This window comes from Bacillus cereus (assembly GCF_007678085.1).
In the GTDB taxonomy this organism is placed as follows: domain Bacteria; phylum Bacillota; class Bacilli; order Bacillales; family Bacillaceae_G; genus Bacillus_A; species Bacillus_A cereus_BE.
Window position 1 is genome coordinate 475,877 of record NZ_VEDW01000001.1, and the last position, 21,195, is coordinate 497,071.

Genomic DNA, 21,195 nt, shown 5'->3' on the forward strand with positions numbered 1-21,195 from the left:
AGTATAGATTCATTGCAATTATCTTTAAATTTTCGCACTAGAATCTGGTATGTTTTTGCTAGAATTGATAGCGTTTCTGTATTGTGAAGGAGATAGATTGGTTTCTCGTTTAAATGATTGTGCAAAGAATGATTGGGAAGAAAATCCAGTAATAGTTGAAATATTAGAAATCGAATAGTTGGTAGTTTCTAACAATATTTTACTTTCTCTAATACGAGTCTGAATTAAGTATTCAATAGGCGAAACGCCGACGAATTTCCTGAAAGAATGGGATAGATAATATTTATTTATATGACTAATTCGTGCTAATGTATCCAAGCTAATATTTTCGTGAAAATGCTGCTTAATATAATTTTTAATAAATTCAATATCTTTATTGATTTTTTGAGTAGATGTTTTTTCTACATTAAAAGATTTTTTTCTCATCATTTTAAGTAGTAATATTTCCAGAATATTTTGTATAATTAAGTCGTAATCTTCTTGATGGTTTTCCACTTCCTCGACTAATTGCTGAAGATAGAAGAGAAAGTTTTTTTGATCCTGGCTATAATTATGAATAGTGACTGGACTAGGATTTTCTATGGATGAAAAGGACAGACCTTGAATACCAAGTGCGATGTATTCGAGTGGATAATTCGTATCAGATTTTTCCGTGTGCTCGATATTTGGATTGATGATAATCAAATTGTGTTCTTGGACAGGGATTTCTTCTTTGTAAAAGATAAAATTTCCTTTGCCCTTGGTAATATACAATAGCTCTGTAAAGTGATGCGCATGAATGGTACTATGCCAATCTTTATCATATTTTGATTTTGTTATATAAAGAAGTTTTACTGGAAGATGGTTTCGCTGAAATTGTGGAATCTCATATACTTCATTGGACAAATGAATCCCTCCTTCGTAGACTTTTTATCTATTTTATAAAGATTTTAGTGGGATATTCAGTAAAAAGCAAGATATCTAAAAAACAGAACAAGATGTTTATTGTGAAAGCGTTACCTATTTTGTATTCTTTAATTATGAAAGGAAGATTAGGAGATGGGGGTAAATAGAGATGAAAAAAAAGTTATTGTTGTCTGGAATGACAGCTTTGTTATCTTTTAGTTTAATAGCTTGCCAAGGTAATACTACAAAAGTTGATAACTCTAAGGATGGTAAAGGCTCCAGTGAAAAACAAACCCTTCATGTGGCAACACTTGAATCGGCTTATGGTAAAGAGATGTGGAGCAAAGTGATTGACGCATATGAAGCTGCTAATCCAAAAGTTGATGTTAAATTGACAGTGGACAAAAATCTTGAGGATGTCATAGGCTCAAATATGAAAGCAGGAAAATATCCGGATGTTGTATTGTTGGCAACCGGGAGAAAACAGGCACTAACAGAAACTTTGATTAAAGATAAAGCATTAGAAGACATTACCGATGTTTTTGATAAAAATGTTTATGGTGAAGATGTTAAAGTCAAAGACAAGTTAGTACCAGGGCTTACTGGTACACCTGCGACTAATCCTTATAATGACGGTAAAATTTATATGGCACCGATGTTCTATAGTCCAACTGGATTATTTTATAATGCTAGTTTATTTAAGGAAAAAGGTTGGGAAGTACCAAAAACTTGGGACGAAATGTGGGCTTTGGGAGATAAAGCGAAAGCAGAAGGAATTTCATTATTTACTTATCCTACTACAGGCTACTTTGATACATTCTTTTACTCTTTACTACTAGGGGTGGGTGGACCTGAGTTATTTAATAAAGCTATGAAATATACAGATGGTGTTTGGGAAACTTCTGAAGCAACAAAATCTTTTGGAATTATCGGAAAATTAGGAAAATATACAGAACCAACTACTGTTGCGAATGCAAATGATAAGGACTACAAGAAAAATCAACAATTGGTTCTCGATAACAAAGCTTTGTTTATGCCAAATGGTACATGGGTAGTTGGTGAAATGAAAGAAGCTCCTCGATCTAAAGGGTTTGAATGGGGCATGATGGCTTTACCAACAATTGATACTAATAGCGACCGTTATGCATTTACTTTCTTTGAACAAATGTGGATTCCTTCGGCAGCTAAAAACAAACAACTTGCTAAAGATTTCATGACGTTTGTTTATTCGGATAAGGCAGCTGAAATTTTTGCTGAATCGAGTGCGATTCAGCCTATCAAAGGCCTTTCTAATAAGCTGACAGGTGAAAATAAAGCATTCTATAGTATCTATGATAATGGAGTGAAAGTGGGAATAGGTGGATTTGCTGCAACAAAAGCCGTTGAAGGTGTAAGTATGCCAGATACATTATTTAGAACGATTGACAGTGTTATTTCTGGTGATAAAAAGGTGAAAGATTGGCAAAGCTCTGTTGAAAAAGTGAGTGACCAATTACGATCGGCATTAAAATAAATTAGTTTTCACTACGTACAATGGTGAGCCGCTAGTCTCACCATTGTACATATTAACTGAGGTGATGGCATGAATAAGACAACAGAAAAAAGAATTTTTATTTTTGTTTGTACTGCACCCGCACTACTCCTGTTAGCCATTTTTATGATTATTCCTACGATTGAGGTATTCAGGATGTCCCTATATAAGTGGGGAGGATTTTCTAATAATAAGGTATTTGTTGGATTAGAAAACTTCAAAATTTTATGGAATGATATGAATTTCTTTCGATCTCTCCAAAACAGTATCGTATTAATTGTTATTGTTACAATTATCACGATGGTGATGGCGATTTTATTTGCCACTTTGTTAACAAGAGAAAAAATAAAAGGTAAAGGCTTCTTTCGAATTATTTTTTATCTCCCTAATATTTTATCAGTTGTAGTTATCGCGGGAATATTTTCTGCAGTTTATGATCCGACTACAGGATTGTTAAATAATATACTTGCTTTATTTAACCTTGAAAACCTTCAAAAGATGTGGCTCGGTAATCAAAAAATTGCTCTTTACAGCATTGGCGGGGCACTCATTTGGCAGGCCATTGGTTATTATATGGTCATGTATATGGCGGCAATGGCAAGTATACCGGAAAGTTTTTATGAGGCATCTGCTTTGGAAGGTGCTGGCCGGATCAGACAATTTTTCAGTATTACTTTACCATTAATTTGGAATAACATTCGGACGACGTTAACTTTCTTCGTTATTAGTACGATTAATTTAAGTTTTCTACTCGTTCAAGCAATGACTGGCGGGGGACCTGACGGATCGACGGAAGTGTTTTTAAGCTACATGTATAAGCAGGCTTACACTAATTCTTCTTACGGTTACGGTATGGCTATTGGGGTGGTCATTTTCCTATTCTCATTCGCATTATCTGCAATTATAAGTGGTGTCACTAAAAGGGAAGTGTTGGAGTATTAAGGAGGTCCAAAACGATGGAAACACAAAAAAAAATGACTACAGAAACAGCTTATCGAGATCCAAAAAAGATGGAAACCGAAAAAGAAATGATTGTAGAAGCAGCTTATAAAGCCCCAAAAACAGTTAAGCCCCAAAAAAGTATGACTACAGAAGTATTATATCGCTGTTTTATATATGTAGCACTGATTACGTTAGCAATTTCTATTATTATTCCTGTTGCATGGGTTTTCTTAGCCTCAGTGAAGAAAAACTCGGAGTTTTATGGAAGTCCTTGGGCCATGCCGAAAAGCTTCTATTTTCAAAACTTTATTGATGCTTTCCAAAAGGCAAACATGGGTACCTATATGCTGAATTCAATCATGGTAACTGCGTTGGCTCTGCTTATTTTATTGATTGTGGCTTTACCAGCAGCCTATGTCTTAGCAAGGTATACCTTTAGAGGAAGTAAATTAATAAATACTTTTTTTAAAGCTGGATTATTCATCAATGTGAACTACATTGTTGTTCCGATTTTCTTGATGTTATTGGATGGAGATACCTTTTTACGAGGCCAACTGGGTGATGGATTCCTACTAGACAATTTATTTGTATTAGCGGTGGTATATGCGGCGACGGCGTTACCATTTACTATTTACTTGCTGTCTAGTTTTTTTCAATCACTTCCATCTACGTATGAGGAAGCAGCTTTGGTTGATGGTGCCGGATATTTCAAAACAATGATTTCAGTCATGATTCCGATAGCTCGTCCAAGTATTATTGCTGTCATTTTATTTAATTTTCTTGCCTTTTGGAACGAATACATTATTGCCTTAACATTAATCCCAGGACCGAATAAAACGCTACCTGTTGGGTTAATGAACTTGATGGCAGCTCAAAAATCTGCTGCAAACTATGGTCAAATGTATGCAGGAATGGTTCTTGTCATGCTACCAACTTTGATTTTATACATCATTGTTCAAAAAAAATTAACACAAGGAATGACCCTTGGTGGTTTAAAGGATTAGAGGAGGATTTACATGAAAAAGAAAAAAGGCCGTGTTACTTTACCGAGTGAAGAAAATTTTCTTAAGGAAACAAAAGAATTGATGGAACGATGGGGCGCGGATGCGATTCGTGATAGTGATGGAACGAAACTAGACGATGATATTAAACAATTGGATGCGAAAATTTATACGACCTATTTTGTTGCTCGAGCTCACAATGAGTTTGCAGAGAAGCACATGGATGAATGCCAGCAACTTTATTTAATGAGCTTATTCAATACAGCGCTTACTAACATCCTTGAAATTGATTTTATGAAAGGCTACTTTGAGGAACAATTAAAGCCGGATTACATTCACAGTCCTAAAAAATACTGGGAGGTTATTGATCGGACAACAGGAGAAATTGTTGACGTTAATGATTGGGAAGTAAACGAAGAGGAAAATCGTGTCTTGATTACTAATGCGATTCCTTGGCATGAATATACGGTTTCATTCCTAGTTCATGCGATTTGGGATCCAACCCAAATGTACAATCATATTACTAATAATTGGGGCGATAAGCCACATGATATTCCTTTTGATGTCAGGCAGCCACATTCCAATAAATTTATGAAAACCTATTTAAAACAATGGCTGACAGAAAATCCAGATACAGATGTGGTCAGGTTTACAACGTTTTTCTATCATTTTACTCTTGTATTCAATAATCTTGGCAAAGAGAAATTTGTCGATTGGTTCGGATATGGTGCTAGTGTTTCAGTTGCTGCTTTAGATGCTTTTGAAAAAGAAAAGGGTTATCGCTTAAGACCAGAGGACATTGTTGATCAAGGTTATTATAATACTTCGTTTAGAATTCCAACTAACGCATTTTTAGATTATATAGATTTTGTTCATAAGTTCGTTGCTGAGGAAGCAAAGAAACTTGTGGATATTGTCCATGAAAGTGGAAAAGAAGCAATGATGTTCCTTGGTGATAACTGGATTGGTACGGAACCATATGGGAAATACTTTGAAAATATCGGATTGGACGCAGTTGTAGGCAGTGTGGGAGGCGGAGCCACACTACGTATGATTGCAGATATACCACATGTTCGTTACACAGAAGGGCGTTTCTTACCTTATTTCTTCCCAGACACTTTTTACGAAGGTAACAACCCGACGATTGAAGCGAATGAAAACTGGTTAACGGCGCGAAGAGCTTTACTACGGAACCCTGTTGATCGTATCGGCTATGGCGGTTATTTAAGTCTAGCTTATCAATTCCCAGAATTTATCTCCTATATTGAAAAAGTTACCGAGGAATTTCGTGAAATTCATGAAACGATTAAAGGTGTTCAACCATACAGCGGTCTTAAAGTTGCAATTTTGAATTCTTGGGGTAAGTTGAGAACTTGGCAAACCCATATGGTTGCTCACGCTCTATGGTATAAACAAATTTATTCTTATTTAGGTGTTTTGGAATCCTTGAGTGGGGCTGCTGTGGAAGTTTCATTCATTAGTTTTGATGATGTCATTAACGAGGGGATACCTGAGGATATTGACGTTATCATTAATGCCGGCGATGTAGGCACGGCTTTTTCCGGAGGGGCTAATTGGATTAATGAAAAGTTAGTCACTACAATTAGGGCCTGGATGTATAACGGTGGAGGCTTCATAGGTATTGGTGAACCGACAGCCTATCAGCATGAAGGACATTATTTTCAATTGGCGAACGTCTTAGGTGTTGACAAAGAATTAGGATTTAGCTTATCAACAGATAAATATTTTATTAATCCTGTCGAAAATCATTTTATTTCTGCTGACAGCACCCAATTTGATTTTGGTGAAGGAATGAAAAATATTTATGCGTTATCAGACAAAACCGAAATAATCGAATATTCAAATGGTGAAGTTCATATTTCTAGTCATCCGTTTGGAGAAGGTAGAGCTGTGTATATAGCAGGGCTGCCATACAGCGAAGAAAATACACGTCTGTTGATGCGCGCGTTATACTATGCTGCCAATAAAGAAGGAGAATTCCAAAAATATCATGCGAGCAACATTTATTGTGAAGTCCATGCATATCCATCCATTCAAAAAATGGCGATCGTTAACAATTCAATGATCGAACAAACAACAGCAGTCTACGACGGACAAGGAAACAGGAAAGAAGTGACGTTGGCACCTAGTGAAATCAGATGGGAGGATTTTCCGAATGAAGACTAATATTTTATTCATTATTAAAATTGTTGTGTTTATCGTATGCCTGTCTTTAATTATCATCTACCAAAAGACGGCTGGTAAATTCGAATTAGGTATGATGTTGATTGGATTAGCTGGTCTCTTAGGGCTACTTTATGACTACAATCGGAAATACGTATAAAGCAACCAGGGCAAGTGAATTGATTAAGGAATCGCACATATATGTTCAACGATAATAATCATAGAAAATTACTCAATACTTCAAATACAAACCTAGGGGTGCGGACAAATGAAAAAGGCAGTCGGCATTGATATTGGGGGAACGAAGATCGCAGCGGGAATCATTTCGGACACAGGCGAACTGCTTGAACGAGCGGAAATAAAAAGTGATCCTTCAGACCGAGAAAAAATGTTTGGTAAAGTTGTAGAAGCTGTGGAACAAGTTCTCAGAAAATCATCAATTTCCATTGGTGATATCGAGGGGATTGGAGTTGGGGTACCGGGAAAAGTGGATTTCGAGAAGGGAATTGCCGTTTTTCAAAACAATTTACCTTGGAGGCAGTTTCCTATTTTGGTCCGTTTGCAAGAGGAATTTGGTATTCAACGAATCACGATTGACAATGATGTTTATATGGCGGCTTATGCCGAATGGAGAGCAGCACATGTAAAAAAGGATGAAACCTTTGTCTACGTGACTATAAGTACGGGAATATCTTGTTCTATCATTCATAAAGGCTCATTTTTTAGGGGGGCAGGATTTGCTGGAGAACTGGGTTTGATTCCTGTCCTCACGAGAGGGGGCAATGAACGATTAGAAAAAATTGCTGCTGGGCCAGGGATTCAGAGAATAGTCGAAAGGGACTTACAGGTAGATACAATTTCAACAAAGGATGTTTTTGCTAGTTATATAAATGGGGTACCAGAATATCAAGCCATCATCAATGAGGTAACTGATTATTTAGCTCAAGGTCTTTATAAGATTTCCTGTTTATTAGATCCACATAAAATGGTTTTTGGTGGCAGTGTCATTGTGAAAAATCCATTTCTACTGGAGTTGATTAAAGAGAATCTGAAAAGGTATCAGCTTCCAGAGCAACAACATCTTTTGGAGCAGATGAGCATCAGTACATTGGCACAAAATAATGGAGTTACTGGTGCAGGATTACGAGTATTTGAAGGTATGTAATGGGGCGCGCCGGTCTTCTTTTATGGAGAGCATGATGGCAAATAGGTAGAGGAGTGGACGAATATGTTTACATTAAGTCAAGACAAATTAGTTTCGTTAGGCGCATCGATAACAACGGCGGAAATAAGACGACAGCCTGATTTATGGGATGAAACTTTTACTTTGTATAAGGAGAAAAGCGAGGGGATTGATGAGTTTTTACAAAAAATAGTAACGAAACACAACCGGGTTCGAGTTATTTTTACAGGCGCTGGAACGTCTGCCTATGTCGGTGATACAGTCACCCCTTATTTAATAGAAAAAGTCGATGAACAACAGTGGGAAGTACTAAGTATTCCGACCACTACGTTAGTTTCAAATCCTTACCAATTTTTCAAAAAGGATTTTCCCACCTTACTCGTTTCGTTTGCTAGAAGCGGAAATAGTCCGGAAAGTATTGCTGCTGTACAATTAGCTGAGCAAATAGTAACCGATTTGTATCAAATAACGATTACTTGTGCGAAAGATGGAAAATTAGCCAAACGGGCCGTGAGTAATGAAAGAAATTTATTGCTATTGATGCCAGAAAAATCAAATGATCAAGGTTTTGCAATGACAGGAAGTTATACTTGCATGGCGTTAACGGCATTACTTGTTTTTGATTCTATATCTACAGAAGAAAAATCGATGATAGTGAAAAAAATCCATCAAATGGGTGAAAGTGTCATTCAAAGAGAAGGCGTCATTCAAAAGATAGTAGATTTTAATTTTGACCGAATTATTTACTTAGGTTCTGGTAGTTTAGAAGGCTTAGCGAAAGAATCACAATTAAAAATATTAGAACTGACAGCGGGGAAAATAGTTACCGCATTTGATTCACCGCTTGGCTTCCGGCACGGCCCAAAATCATTTGTAAACGAAAAATCATTGGTTTTTGTGTTTGTTTCAAACCATCCGTATACACGTCAATATGATTTGGATATGTTAAAAGAAATGCAGCAGGACGACATTGCCAGTTACATTTGTGCCATCGAGGTTGATGGAGAAACGAATTATGCTGGGAACAGATTTGTATTCGGCAGCGAGGCTCAGTCTGTACCAGATGCATACTTAGCATTACCTTTTGTTATGATTGGGCAGACTGTCTCACTGTTAGCTTCCGTGAAAGTAGGAAATACACCGGATACACCTTCACCGACAGGAACAGTGAACCGTGTCGTTAAAGGTGTTACCATCTACGAATATGAGTAACTAGGATAGGAGAAACATATATGTCTATTTTTATCTTTGCAGATAAGTTTTTTCTTGAAGAGATGGTTACGGGGCCTGGATTTTTAGAAATAAAAGACGGAAAATTCGGTGTTTTTTCAAAAAATAGGCCAAAGGACACGTCAGAAATTATTGAGTATAGAGGACATTGGATTGCTCCGGGCTTAGTAGACACACATATTCATGGATTTAGAAATCACGACATTATGGACAATAGTTTTGGGGGACTGAACGAAATTTCGGTAGGACTCCTTTCATGTGGCGTTACATCCTTTTTACCGACAACTTTAACATCCTCAATAGAATTGCTAAATAACGTCGTTGAAATAATTGGTGCCAATTACAAGAAAGTACAAGGTGCAAAAATTAAAGGGATCTTTTTAGAAGGGCCGTTTTTTACGGAAAAGCATAAAGGAGCACAAAACACGAAATATTTTTGTGACGCATCAGTTTCTATGTTGAAAACTTGGCAGGAATTATCAAATAATTTCATCAAAAAAATCGCGATTGCACCTGAAAGGAAAGGGGCAACGAAATTTATTGAATATGCTGTAGGAGAAGGGATTGCAGTGGCGTTGGCCCACAGTGACGCAACGTATGAAGAAGCAAAGCAAGCGGTTGAAAAAGGAGCTTCCATTTTTATTCATACTTTCAATGGAATGAGTCCATTGCATCATCGTGAGCCGGGGATGGTCGGAGCTGCCATGAACCTGAAAGATGTTTTTGCCGAAATCATATGTGATGGACATCATGTTCATCCTGTTGCATCACATATTTTGATGAATATCCGTGGCAGAGAAAAGATTGTTTTGGTTTCTGATTGTATGATGGCCGGAGGTATGCCTGAAGGAACGTATCAGCTGGGAGAATTTCCTGTGAAAGTAAAAGATGGGATGGCTCGTTTGGAAAACGGAAGTTTAGCAGGGAGCATTTTGCAATTAAAAGATGCTGTCAAAAATGTCGTCAAGTGGGGAATTGCCACACATGAGGAAGCAATTTACATGGCGAGTACGGCACCAGCTAAAAGTATGCAGCTCGATGGCGAATGCGGGAAGATTGCCGAGGGATATGATGCTGACTTTATTGTGATGACACCAGAGATGGATGTAACTGCTACCTATCTTGACGGTGTATGCCGTTTTCAAGCTTAAACAATTTTCTGAAAGAGGGAGTACCAATGATACTATCTGTCACCATGAATCCATCGATCGATATTTCCTATCCGATTCATGAATTAAAATTAGATGTTGTTAACCGTGTGGAGACGGTTCATAAAACTGCTGGTGGAAAAGGCTTGAATGTTGCGCGAGTGATCGCTCAAATGGAAGAAGGTGTCCTAGCGACAGGTGTGCTTGGTGGTACGATTGGGGAATACATTATTCAAGAATTAAATAAAGTCAATATTCCAAATGACTTTTTAAAGATCAAAAAAGAATCAAGAAATTGTATTGCTATTCTTCATGAAGGGATGCAAACAGAGATTTTAGAAGCTGGGCCAACATTATCCAAAGAAGAAGGGGTTAGTTTTTTAGAAAAGTTTGAATTTCTACTTACAACAGCTTCACTTGTAACCCTTTCGGGCAGTTTACCGAAAGGGTTACCGACTAACTATTATTATCAAATGTTAGAAATCTGTCATAAAAATGGAATTCCAGTAATTATGGATTCGTCAGGGGAATCTTTGAAACAAGCGATGGTGCATAAAGAAAAACCATTTGCTATCAAACCAAATACAGCGGAATTATCTCAGTTGTTGGGCATTGACATGGAAGCGGGAATCATAGATCTAAAGCAAGTATTAAACCATGAACTATTTACTGGGATTGAGTGGATTATCGTGTCAATGGGTAGTGAAGGTGCATTTGTTAAGCACGGCGAGGACTATTACAGAGTTACGATCCCGAAAATAGAAGTGGTCAATCCTGTAGGGTCTGGTGATGCAACAGTTGCAGGATTAGCTGTAGCACTACATCAAAACCAAACGGTCGAGACTGTTCTTAAAACGGCGATGACTACAGGAATATTAAATACGATGGAAGCTGGAACGGGCTATATTAATGTGAATAAGTTTAAACATTACTTTGATCTCGTTAAAGTTGAAAAAATAGATTGATAGAGGAGAATGTTGATGTTAGAACTAACCAAAAATAAATTGGAAGCTCTAAAACGTTTATCTGCTGAAAATGGCATAATTGGTGCATTGGCTATTGACCAACGTGGCTCATTGAAAAAAATGATTGCGTCTGGCGGTGCAAGTCATGTTGGAGATGAAGGCATTATCCGTTTCAAAGAAGTAGTTTCTGAGGAATTAACACCATTTGCTACAGCGATTCTTTTGGACCCTGAATATGGTCTGCCGGCGGCTAAGGTCCGCGATAAAGAATCGGGCTTAATCGTAGCGTATGAAAAAACTGGATACGATGCGTCAGAAGTAGGCCGGTTGCCAGATTTATTACCAGAATGGTCAGTGAAACGATTAAAGGATGCAGGTGCCGATGCAATTAAATTTTTACTCTACTATGATGTCGATGAAGATAAAAAAATTAATAACTATAAACATGTTTATATGGAACGTATCGGATCTGAATGTGCAGCTGAAGACATACCATTTTTCTTAGAGATTGTTACGTATGATGCTGACAGTGATGATGTGAAAAGTAAAGCATACGCAAAAATAAAACCATATAAAGTGATTGAGGCCATGAAGGAGTTCTCAAAACCGCAATATAAAGTAGATGTATTAAAAGTAGAAGTTCCAGTAGATATGAACTATGTAGAAGGATATACAGAAGGTGAATTTGTTTACAGTAAAGAAAAAGCAGCTTCCTATTTCAAAGAACAAAGTGAAGCAACTAAGCTGCCATTTATTTTCCTTAGTGCAGGAGTAAGCGCAAAATTATTTCAAGAAACATTAAAATTTGCTAAAGACTCCGGATCTACCTTTAACGGAGTGTTATGTGGTCGGGCAACTTGGAAAGACGGTGTTATACCGTTTGCTATAGGCGGTGAACAAGCAGGTCGTGATTGGTTAAAAGATATTGGTAGAAGGAATACTGAAGAACTGAATCTCGTATTAAAAGAGACAGCTAACTCATGGTTTGCTAAAGTAAAAATAACAGCTGAGCTTCAAAGTTAGTAAAATATTTTTTCTTCCATTTTTAAATGGAGTGAAGAAAAATGAGTAGACATTCGTCTGCTCATTTTTTTAGTTGCGTCCAGTATGGTCGCAAATCCGAGATTAAAAGACCAGAACAGTTCATGACTAAAGGGAGGGGAGCAACCTTTACATATAAAAAACTGAAAATTATTGTAAAAAAATCTAATCGATTGAATGTAGTAACAATCAATAAAAAACATACTTAACAGAGTAACAATATCCTTATTTTGTAAGCGTTTTAAAAAGACAATATAACTAAAAAAAGAAACAATATCTTTATTGAGTGGGCACTTGAAAAAAACTATTCTAAACATAAGTAAAAGCGGTACCTTTCAGATTTTGGTATATTTTTAAAAATGAATGTGCAGGTATTGTTTTTAACTAAAATTTAAATTTTAAAGGGGGAGAAGAATTGGAGAATAAGCATTTCAAGAGAGCTTTTAATACCCTTCTTGCACTTGTGCTAATTGTGCCGACATTTTTAGTGAGCATGATTGTACCATTACATGTAGGAGCAAATGTGTCTAATCCGTGGGTCACAATTTCATCAGGAGGAAACGAAATCAATGCAATAATAGAACAAAATGGGAAGTCCTATGTAAGGCTTGGAGCAGGTGCTGGAAACGATAACGGGGCTAAAGCTGCAATTTTTCAAGAACAAAATAAAATCGCTAAAGAATCGGGAACGATGGCGTATACCTTTACTCCAGAAACCAGTGGAGAAGATACTAGATTTGGTTTCTATCCTCATTATATTGACAATAATAACTTCGTTTTTGTAGGCTACGACTCACTTGGATGGTTCTATGAATACAAATACCAAGGAAAAGGTGATTGGTTAAAAACGAGACCGAATGTTTCACTTCCAGAGGCTGGGAGCTCACATTCCATAAAAATCGATTATAACGCAACCACTATGAACATTACATTAGATGGAAAAGATTTATTTGGACCGGTTACTTTACCTAATGATGTAAATAACCTCCTTACAGGTAAGGAAGCAGTTAAACTCGGTGCTTTTGGAGATAAGAAAAGTCAAGTTCTCATCGAATTAGGAGTTGCACCTGGTGATGGAGGCACGGATCCAGGAGATGAAAAACTTGTCGACATTACGGATAATAAACTAGAAGAAGGCGACTTAAAAATTATCTCTGGCGACGGAAAAGTTACTTATAATCAAGATGGTTCAGCAACTTTCGGTGTTACATCTACCCAAAAGAATCGAATTGTCTACAACCAAATGAAAGCGATTAAAAATGGTGTTTTTGAAGCGGATATTACTACTAATACTGATAAGATGAATCGTTTTGGATTTATTTATCGTGTTCAAAATGCATCTGCATACACATATGTAGGAACTGGGGATACGAACGATCAATATTTTGGTGAAACATTTGGACCTATAAACAATTGGACGTCGATGACTTCAAACGTACCGTTACAAGCAAAACAAACATATCATTTACGTTTAGTATTCATGGACGATGTTGCAACGTTATACATTGATGGTAAAAAGGTAGATTCTTGGACTTTAACAGGTGGTGTAGATCAAGCGGGGGGACTTGGGTTTGAAAAAAGCCGAGGAGCTGCCAATATTACGATTTCTAATATCAAAATCAAGGAATATAGTGCACCAAAACCTCCAGATACTCCACCAGTAGAAGATACATTAAAGTCAAAGTATATGGATGTCACTATTGACCAAGTATTCCCGCGGGTTGTGAAATACAAAGTTGGCGATAAAGTAATGAATGGACAAGAATCACCTGTTTACGGGTTGAAAGTAAATGGTGCACTATACTATCCTAAAGTAAGCTTTGAAAAGTTAAGCGATAGTGAAGTTCTATATACATTAAAAGTTGTGGATGAAATTAAAAATCTTGATGCTGTATTTAAAGTATCATTGAAAGTAAATGATAATAAAGTTATTTATAGTTTCGATGAAATTAAAAATAATAGTAGTGCAAAAATTGAAACAGTTGAGTTTGCTGATATGAACGTTATCTCAGTAAATTCGGAGCAAAAAGGTGCAAAAGCTAAATTAACGAATATTAGTACTGATGTTAGGAAATCAGGAGATGTGGATGTAAGTGTAGATTCTTCTATGGAGGAAATAGGTACATCTACTAAAAATTATACTGCATTTTTATCAACTGACGAATTGAGTGCGGGTGTATGGTCTAGTTCAGAAGTGGATGGCTATAAGAACTTAGTTGCAAATCGATATGTAAATAAAAATGGTGCTAAGGCAATGGGGATAGGTTCTAGTGCACTCTATTACCAAAGAGATTTTATGCCAGAACCACAAAAAAATAAACCAACTATTAAAATAGCTATCGCTAAAGATTTGAATACTGATAATAAGACAGATTGGCAGGATGCGGCGATTGCATACCGTGATATTATGCAAGACATTAAAGGATATCAAGATGTAAACAATAATGTTGGAATGCGTATTGCAATGAATTTCGGATCACAAGCACAACAACCATTCTTAAAAACAGCAGATAATATTAAAAAGGTTGCTCTTGCTACAGATGAATTGGGGCAGGCTGTTTTATTAAAAGGATATGCAAATGAAGGACATGACAGTGGTCATCCGGATTACGGTAATGTAGGTGAGCGTATGGGTGGCGTTAAAGATTTGGATACACTTATTAAAGAGGGACGTAAGTATAATACCCAATTTGGTGTCCATATCAATGCACAAGAAGTTTATCCTGAAGCGAAAGCTTTCAACAATGATTTTATTGATCGTCCAAATTCTTTAGGATGGGGATGGCTAGATCAATCTTATACTATTAATAAATTAAAAGATTTGTATACTGGAGCGCGTGCGAAAAGACTAGATGAATTGAAAACTGCTGTTCCAAATCTTGACTTTATTTATTTAGATGTATGGTATCAAAATCAATGGGAATCAAATAGAATAGCAGATCAATTTAAAGATAGGGGCTGGAGGCTAACAACGGAATTTGGTGGTTCTATGGCCAATAATTCAACGTGGCAACACTGGGCTACCGATAAAAACTATGGTGGACCGGAAAGTAAAGGTATCAACTCAGAAGTACTACGCTTTATTAGCAATCACCAAAGAGATTCTTGGGTGTTAAATTGGCCTGAAGTAGGAGGAACTGCTGATCATCCATTGCTTGGTGGATTTGAATTAGCTGGTTTCGAAGGATGGCAATCTGATAAGAATTTTGATAATTTTATTCGCATGACATTTGATACGAATCTACCTACTAAATTCTTACAAAAATATTATGTAACGAATTGGACAGCGGTAGAAGGAGATAAAAGCAAGACGAACTTAGAAAAGGAAATAAAATTGAAAGATCCAAGTAATGGGGATGTTGTCGATGTAACGAGAAAAGACAATTCTAGGGAACGTGTGATTACACTGAATGGAAACGTTGTACTTGATGGACACACTTATTTAGTTCCTTGGGTGAAACAAGATTTTAAAAATCCAACTTCTAATTCTGAAAAACTATATCACTGGAATTTGGAAGGTGGTACAACAACTTGGACACTTCCAGATGAATATAAAGATGCATCTAGTGTATATGTATACAAACTGACAGATCGTGGTAGAGCAGATATGAAAGAAGTCAAGGTTGTAAATAATAAGGTGACTTTGACAGCTAGTGCGGCAACTCCTTATGTTGTTGTACCAAAAAGAGATAAAGGTTTGGAAATTCTTGACTATGATTGGAGCAAAGGTGCTCATATATATGACGCGGGATTCAATACAGGAAAAGTAAGTGCATATACAACTATTGAGGGAGATAACAAAGCTATAAGCGCCGTTAGAACGAATCAAACTGGAAGCAACCGCAATGTAAGTAGTGGAGATTACTACTTGAATATTGATAGTCCGTCAAAAGATACGACTGTTTCCCGTGTCCTTACTGGTTTGGAACCAGGTAAAGATTATGTAGCAGAGGTGTATGTTGAAAACAATAGTGAGGTAAAGGCCGGAATTACAGTAACAGGTGGGAAAGAAGACGTTAACAATTACACACTTCGCAGCCTGCAAAAGAACTATGTTAAGGCAGATTCACATGCTTCAAATGATGGATACAATAGCAAAATGCAAATCATGCAAGTAAGCTTTACGGCTGTAACGAATAAAGCTAAATTAACTCTCAGCCGCGATGCTGGAAAAGGAAACACAAAATTTGATGATATTCGGATTGTTCAAAAATCCTTAAAAAATCATGTCTCACCAACGGAATTTAAACAAGATTTTGAATCGGTAGTACAAGGTATTTACCCATTCGTTATCGGTAACACAGAAGGAGTAGAAGACAACAGAATTCATCTATCTGAACTGCATGCTCCATATACGCAAAAAGGATGGGCAAGTAAAAAATTAGTCGATGATGTATTAGGTGGGAATTGGTCCGTTAAAGTGAACACTGGAAATAAAGGTTTGCTGTACCGTACTATTCCTCAAAATTATCGTTTCGAACCAGGCGTAACTTATAAAGTATCATTTGACTATCAAACGACAGCAAATGCATTCCGCTTTATTTCAGGGGATCAAGAAATTGATGTTCGAGACATTGCGAGTGCAAAGGGATTGAGTGTGAATAACACTCTTACTGCATCTACTGATACAAAAACAGCACAGTTTACTGTGACAGGTTCTGAGAACGGCCAAACTTATGTTGGAATTTTCAGTGATGGAACGAATTTAAATGGGGATACCGGAGCAGGTACGTTTATTTTAGATAATTTACGTATTGAAAAGGTGACTTCAGGTGGAGGGACAGAGAGGTAAAGATCCCTATTAAGATAAAGGTAGTTTTATCGTTTGAGTAATAATGTGAATGAAAAGAGGTTGACCCAAAAGTAGCTGAGTAGCTATATGGGTTAACCTCTTTTTGATATAAGTATGTCATCACAACTAAATTATGGAAAGAAAAGAACGTTACTCTTATGTTTATAGATTATAAAAAAATAAGGTGTCTCCAAAAGATCATTTGCAATGACCTTTTGAGACAACCTTTTTGAAATAATAACAACTGATTCTATTTATTTGACACTACTTCAATAACTAGATTATCAAGCATAATATCTTTATAACCGTTAAAGTTAGCTTGTGAGCCATTCACACCGTTAGTATTAGCTGCTTTATTAGTCGAATAAATCCCAAACCAGCTTTGCCCCGATCCATCTCCTGTTAAAGTAAAGGAATATGTGCCAGCTTTTGCATTCTTATCACTACTTGCGGTTGATTTTAATTCTTCCTTAGTTAATACTCCTTTTTCTTCAAATGGAGCATTACCTGTCACTACTGCATACGTTCCATCACTACCTACTTCATAATCAAAAGTAATTTTATACGTTACTCCTGGTTTAAATGTGAAGTTCTGAGGGATAGTTTGGTACACAAGAGCATTACCTTCCGTTAACCCATTCGTTTTAAGTGACCATTTACCTGCGATAACATCATTTACTATTTTTTGATTCCAACCTCTTTGCGTGTATGGTGCATGTAATTCAGACAGGTGGGTTCTATTATCTTCTACGCCTTCAATATTACCAATTACAAACGGATAGATGCCTTGTACAACATTTTCAAAGTCTTGTACGAATTTATTATTGCTTACTTGGTTTTCAGCATTACTTTCCACGATGCGAATATCATCAAAGTAACTTGCACCATTTCCAACATCTCTAGATAAATGAATGGTTACATCGGATGTTTTTTTACCAGTTTCAAAAAACACATACATGTTTTGGAAGTAACTTGTTCCATCTACAGTTGAAGTCATTTGACCATCAGCTTTTGCTTGCTCAGAGCCTAGTGTATTATGTGCGTATGCTCTTACATAGTTTTTAGCGATAGATTTACCAGTACTATTCGTATACTGTTTATCGTTAGAAGTAATTGTTATGCTTGCTTGTGCTTCACTTCGGTTGTCTATACCAACATATGCAGCATACTTTGTATTAGGTTTTAGGTCTGTTAATTTTTGGGTAACATTTACTTTCTTTTTATTATTGGAGATTGTTAGCATATTATTATTACCTTCACTCTTCGTAATCTTAACTGCTTTTGAGTCTCCTTTGATTTTCCAATCTTTTAGGGAATTGCTGTTAAATCCAGTATCTATAAGATGCATTCCTTCACTCCATTTAACATCTTTATTGGATTTTGGCCCTTTATAAATTACATATGCAGTAGATTTTTTTGCATCTAATGTGATTTTTCCATTTTCAATTTTAACATTTTTCATTTTCTCTTTACCTAATTCTGTTAACTCATACACTTTAACGGTACCTTGCCAACCAGTAGGGACAGTCCACGTTGTTTTTCCACCGTTTGTGTTCCAGTGATATAATTTTTCATTCTCTGCTGATAATTTTTTGCCATTTTGATCCCAAGACCATGGGAATAAATACTTTTCGTCACCAGGTTTACCTTCAAATATTTGCTTACCATTTAATGTCATAGTTCTTGTTCGATAGCCATCTTTATCATATGCAAAATCATTTGATTTTCTTTCAATTGTAAGTGTATTTTCACTAGATTCGTCCTTTAATACTGTCTTCATACCTGGTATCCAGTTATAAGTTTGTTGTTTATCATCTTTCATTTCAACTGCTTTGCCATTCTCCCACTGTGTTACTTTATAATGTTGAATGAATTTGGTTGGAACATTCACCGCAAATAAGTTATCAATATACGCTTTGTAGTCACTTCTACCTTGCCATCCTTCAAAGTCTTTCATACTGTAGCCACCTAACAATGGAGCATCTGCGTCGCCGCCATACTTAGGATAGTTACCAATCCATGCATCTTTTTGATGGTTTTTAATGAAACGAGTGATGGTACTATTAATACCTTTTAAGGTATACCCACCGTAAGTTAAATCGGCTGCCCAGTGTTGGAATGTGGAATCATACTCGTTCGCATATCCCCACTCACTGCCTAAGCGCCAACCTAAACTGTTTATTTCTTTACTTAATTGACGGCTCGGCCATGTACTATTATCACCTGACTGTCCATTACCCCAAACGTCTACATAAATAAAATCTAAATCATTTTTCTTGCCACCAAGAGCATCATATAAATCTTTGAATCGTTGTGCTCTGCCATTTCTTAAATCATAATCAGCATTAATGTTTATTCCTTGATCAATCCAGTTTCAACCATACTTATAAGTTCCATCTGGATTTTTTAATAAACGATCTTCTTGGAAATATTTTGACTCTGGATATGTTTCACTTGCATTCACATGAACACCAAAAGTTGCCCCATATTCTTTACCTTTTGTTAGCAATGTTTTCATGTCTTTTGCACCACCAATTCGGGTTCCGATATCAGCATAATTTAAATGACCAGAATCATGCCCTTCACTACCATAACCTTTCAGTAGAATAGATTGTCCTAGTCCATCAGTATTTAAATGAAACTTTTTCACTCCGTCTAAAGCCATTAAGAAAGGATTTTGGGCTTGACTGCCAAAGTTCATGTTAACACGGTAACCAACTAAGTCTGGAACTTTTTCTGCCCCTAGAGGTTCGTTCATAATTTTCCTATAAGCAATTGCTCCGTCTTGCCAATTTATCTTTTTATCATCATTAGCGTCAGCGGTAATGATCACCTTCACAGACGGCATTTCATCTACCTTATTAACTGTCCCATCCTTTAGCTCTAGAGTGCCATCTTCTTTACGATGTTCTTCTGACTTTTGATACGTCCAGAAGGTACTACTTAGACCAATTGTTTTTTTTCCTGCACTATTAGTCGTAGCACTAGCCGTAATTCTTTGTGCATCAGTCTTTGCAGCATAGGAATCTGGAGCTAATTTTTTTACTAAACTATTCTCCGTATTAGACCATATACTTGCACTTAATTCATCAGTAGAAAGAAAAGCATACATATATCCTTTTTGCTCTTCATCTTTCGTAATTAAATTCTCATCAACCTTTACCTGTCTGTCACCATTAATACGTGTATTTGTTGACATCTGTACGCCGTCTAGCACTGCATCTTTTTGACTGTTATTTACGGAAATTAAATTATGATTTGGAATTTCAATAGTTTTTACGATTTTGTTGTCGACGATCTTTGTAAGATTGAATTCTAATATATTCTCTTTAACAACGAACTCAGCAGTAATAACCGCAGAAATATTGTTATTAGTGTCTATTACAGTCATTTCATATACAACTTTATCTGATAAAACTTTTGTTTTTACTTTTGGTTTTACTGCTACGTCATTAATAAGGATTGTATCTAATGCCTCAGTCTGTCCGTAAAAAGTCTTTCCTGCTTCATTTCCAGATTTTAAATCGTATTGAATGACTCTTGGAAAATTCACATCAACAAGAACGTTCATTTGATTAGATGAAATAACCGCATTAGGACTTTGAGAAATAATTTGATTTTTAGCTTGTATAGTATCCGTGGTTCCCTCAGCTTGGATTAGGGAAGCGTTTGTAAAACAAGTAGAACCTACGACACAACCCGATACAAGTGTTACGATCGTCCTCCTGAATTTCTTTTTTGATTTTTTCATGTGTACCCCCTCGGTTTCATTTTGGTACTTTTGATATTGATGGTTCTTCACAGGTATAGATCACTTTATGACCTTATAAATTTAATATTTTGATAGAATGTAAAGCTTGTATAGTAGTTGAGAATCTATTAAAACCAGAAGTAGTTTCCAGTATCTATCTGTACCCATAGATTACTTTTTGTGAAACGCTTACACAAGAGAGATATTGCTCTGTTTTTTAGAAATATTGTTTTTTGTAATGTTGAAAATAAGATAAATAAAAAATAATCCTGGTTTATAAAGCTAGGGTTATTTTATTTGAGAATCTCATTAAAAATTAAACGGCGACGATACCGGAGCAGATGCGTTTATTATTAAAGGTCTATCTCGGTGGAGGTAGGCCTCATTGTGTTCATTGAATCGTCGGAAATCGTTCTTCAAAAAATGTTCCTTTTTATGTTTTTAGTGAGATGTTAAAAGTGAAAAGCAAGATGTCTAAAAAATACGACAAGATGTTGATTGTAGAAGTGTTTTTACGTACGTATAATGTAACAAAATAGCCT

12 protein-coding genes and 1 pseudogene are annotated in these 21,195 nt (G+C 36.3%); 11 read left to right on the plus strand and 2 right to left on the minus strand.

All coding sequences use genetic code 11. The annotated features are described in order from the left end of the window. Positions 1 to 24 precede the first annotated feature (24 nt). Entirely contained in the window at positions 25 to 885 is an 861-nt protein-coding gene (locus tag FS742_RS02410) for an AraC family transcriptional regulator (RefSeq protein WP_144611053.1), read from the minus strand. Positions 886 to 1,054: 169 nt separating this feature from the next. Here FS742_RS02410 and FS742_RS02415 point away from each other — a divergent pair, with 169 nt between their 5' ends. The 11 genes from FS742_RS02415 (at position 1,055) to FS742_RS02460 (ending at position 16,902) form a co-directional block, all read left to right on the plus strand. Beyond that, a complete protein-coding gene (locus tag FS742_RS02415; protein WP_144611054.1) occupies positions 1,055 to 2,398 on the plus strand; it encodes a carbohydrate ABC transporter substrate-binding protein in 1,344 nt (447 codons plus the stop codon). A 69-nt stretch (positions 2,399 to 2,467) separates the two neighbouring features. Continuing rightward, positions 2,468 to 3,358 (plus strand): carbohydrate ABC transporter permease, encoded by an 891-nt coding sequence (locus FS742_RS02420; RefSeq protein ID WP_144611055.1) that lies wholly within the window; start codon positions 2,468 to 2,470, stop codon positions 3,356 to 3,358. A 14-nt stretch (positions 3,359 to 3,372) separates the two neighbouring features. Next, positions 3,373 to 4,362, plus strand: a complete 990-nt coding sequence (locus FS742_RS02425; protein WP_144611056.1) for a carbohydrate ABC transporter permease — start codon at positions 3,373 to 3,375, stop codon at positions 4,360 to 4,362. A 12-nt stretch (positions 4,363 to 4,374) separates the two neighbouring features. After that, entirely contained in the window at positions 4,375 to 6,546 is a 2,172-nt protein-coding gene (gene gnpA / locus FS742_RS02430; protein WP_144611057.1) for a 1,3-beta-galactosyl-N-acetylhexosamine phosphorylase, read from the plus strand. Further along, positions 6,536 to 6,703, plus strand: coding sequence for a DUF6903 family protein (locus FS742_RS27420; RefSeq protein ID WP_170956859.1), 168 nt, complete (start codon positions 6,536 to 6,538; stop codon positions 6,701 to 6,703). The genes gnpA and FS742_RS27420 overlap by 11 nt, the downstream gene beginning before the upstream one ends. Positions 6,704 to 6,811: 108 nt before the next feature. Next, positions 6,812 to 7,708, plus strand: a complete 897-nt coding sequence (locus FS742_RS02435) for an ROK family protein (RefSeq protein ID WP_144611058.1) — start codon at positions 6,812 to 6,814, stop codon at positions 7,706 to 7,708. 63 nt (positions 7,709 to 7,771) lie between these two features. Next, positions 7,772 to 8,938 carry an SIS domain-containing protein gene (locus tag FS742_RS02440; RefSeq protein WP_144611059.1) on the plus strand — a complete coding sequence of 389 codons (1,167 nt, stop codon included), beginning with the start codon at positions 7,772 to 7,774 and terminating at the stop codon, positions 8,936 to 8,938. A 20-nt stretch (positions 8,939 to 8,958) separates the two neighbouring features. Next, positions 8,959 to 10,107 carry an N-acetylglucosamine-6-phosphate deacetylase gene (gene nagA / locus FS742_RS02445; protein WP_144611060.1) on the plus strand — a complete coding sequence of 383 codons (1,149 nt, stop codon included), beginning with the start codon at positions 8,959 to 8,961 and terminating at the stop codon, positions 10,105 to 10,107. A gap of 26 nt (positions 10,108 to 10,133) precedes the next feature. Beyond that, positions 10,134 to 11,069: a tagatose-6-phosphate kinase gene (gene lacC, locus FS742_RS02450; protein WP_144611061.1), complete on the plus strand. Its 936-nt coding sequence runs from the start codon at positions 10,134 to 10,136 to the stop codon at positions 11,067 to 11,069. 15 nt (positions 11,070 to 11,084) lie between these two features. After that, positions 11,085 to 12,092 carry a tagatose-bisphosphate aldolase gene (lacD, locus tag FS742_RS02455; RefSeq protein ID WP_144611062.1) on the plus strand — a complete coding sequence of 336 codons (1,008 nt, stop codon included), beginning with the start codon at positions 11,085 to 11,087 and terminating at the stop codon, positions 12,090 to 12,092. 433 nt (positions 12,093 to 12,525) lie between these two features. After that, positions 12,526 to 16,902, plus strand: a complete 4,377-nt coding sequence (locus FS742_RS02460) for an endo-alpha-N-acetylgalactosaminidase family protein (protein WP_144611063.1) — start codon at positions 12,526 to 12,528, stop codon at positions 16,900 to 16,902. 250 nt (positions 16,903 to 17,152) lie between these two features. On the opposite strand, the pseudogene FS742_RS28335 reads toward FS742_RS02460, so the two are convergent. Continuing rightward, positions 17,153 to 20,653: pseudogene (locus tag FS742_RS28335) on the minus strand (endo-alpha-N-acetylgalactosaminidase family protein). Positions 20,654 to 21,195 lie beyond the last annotated feature (542 nt).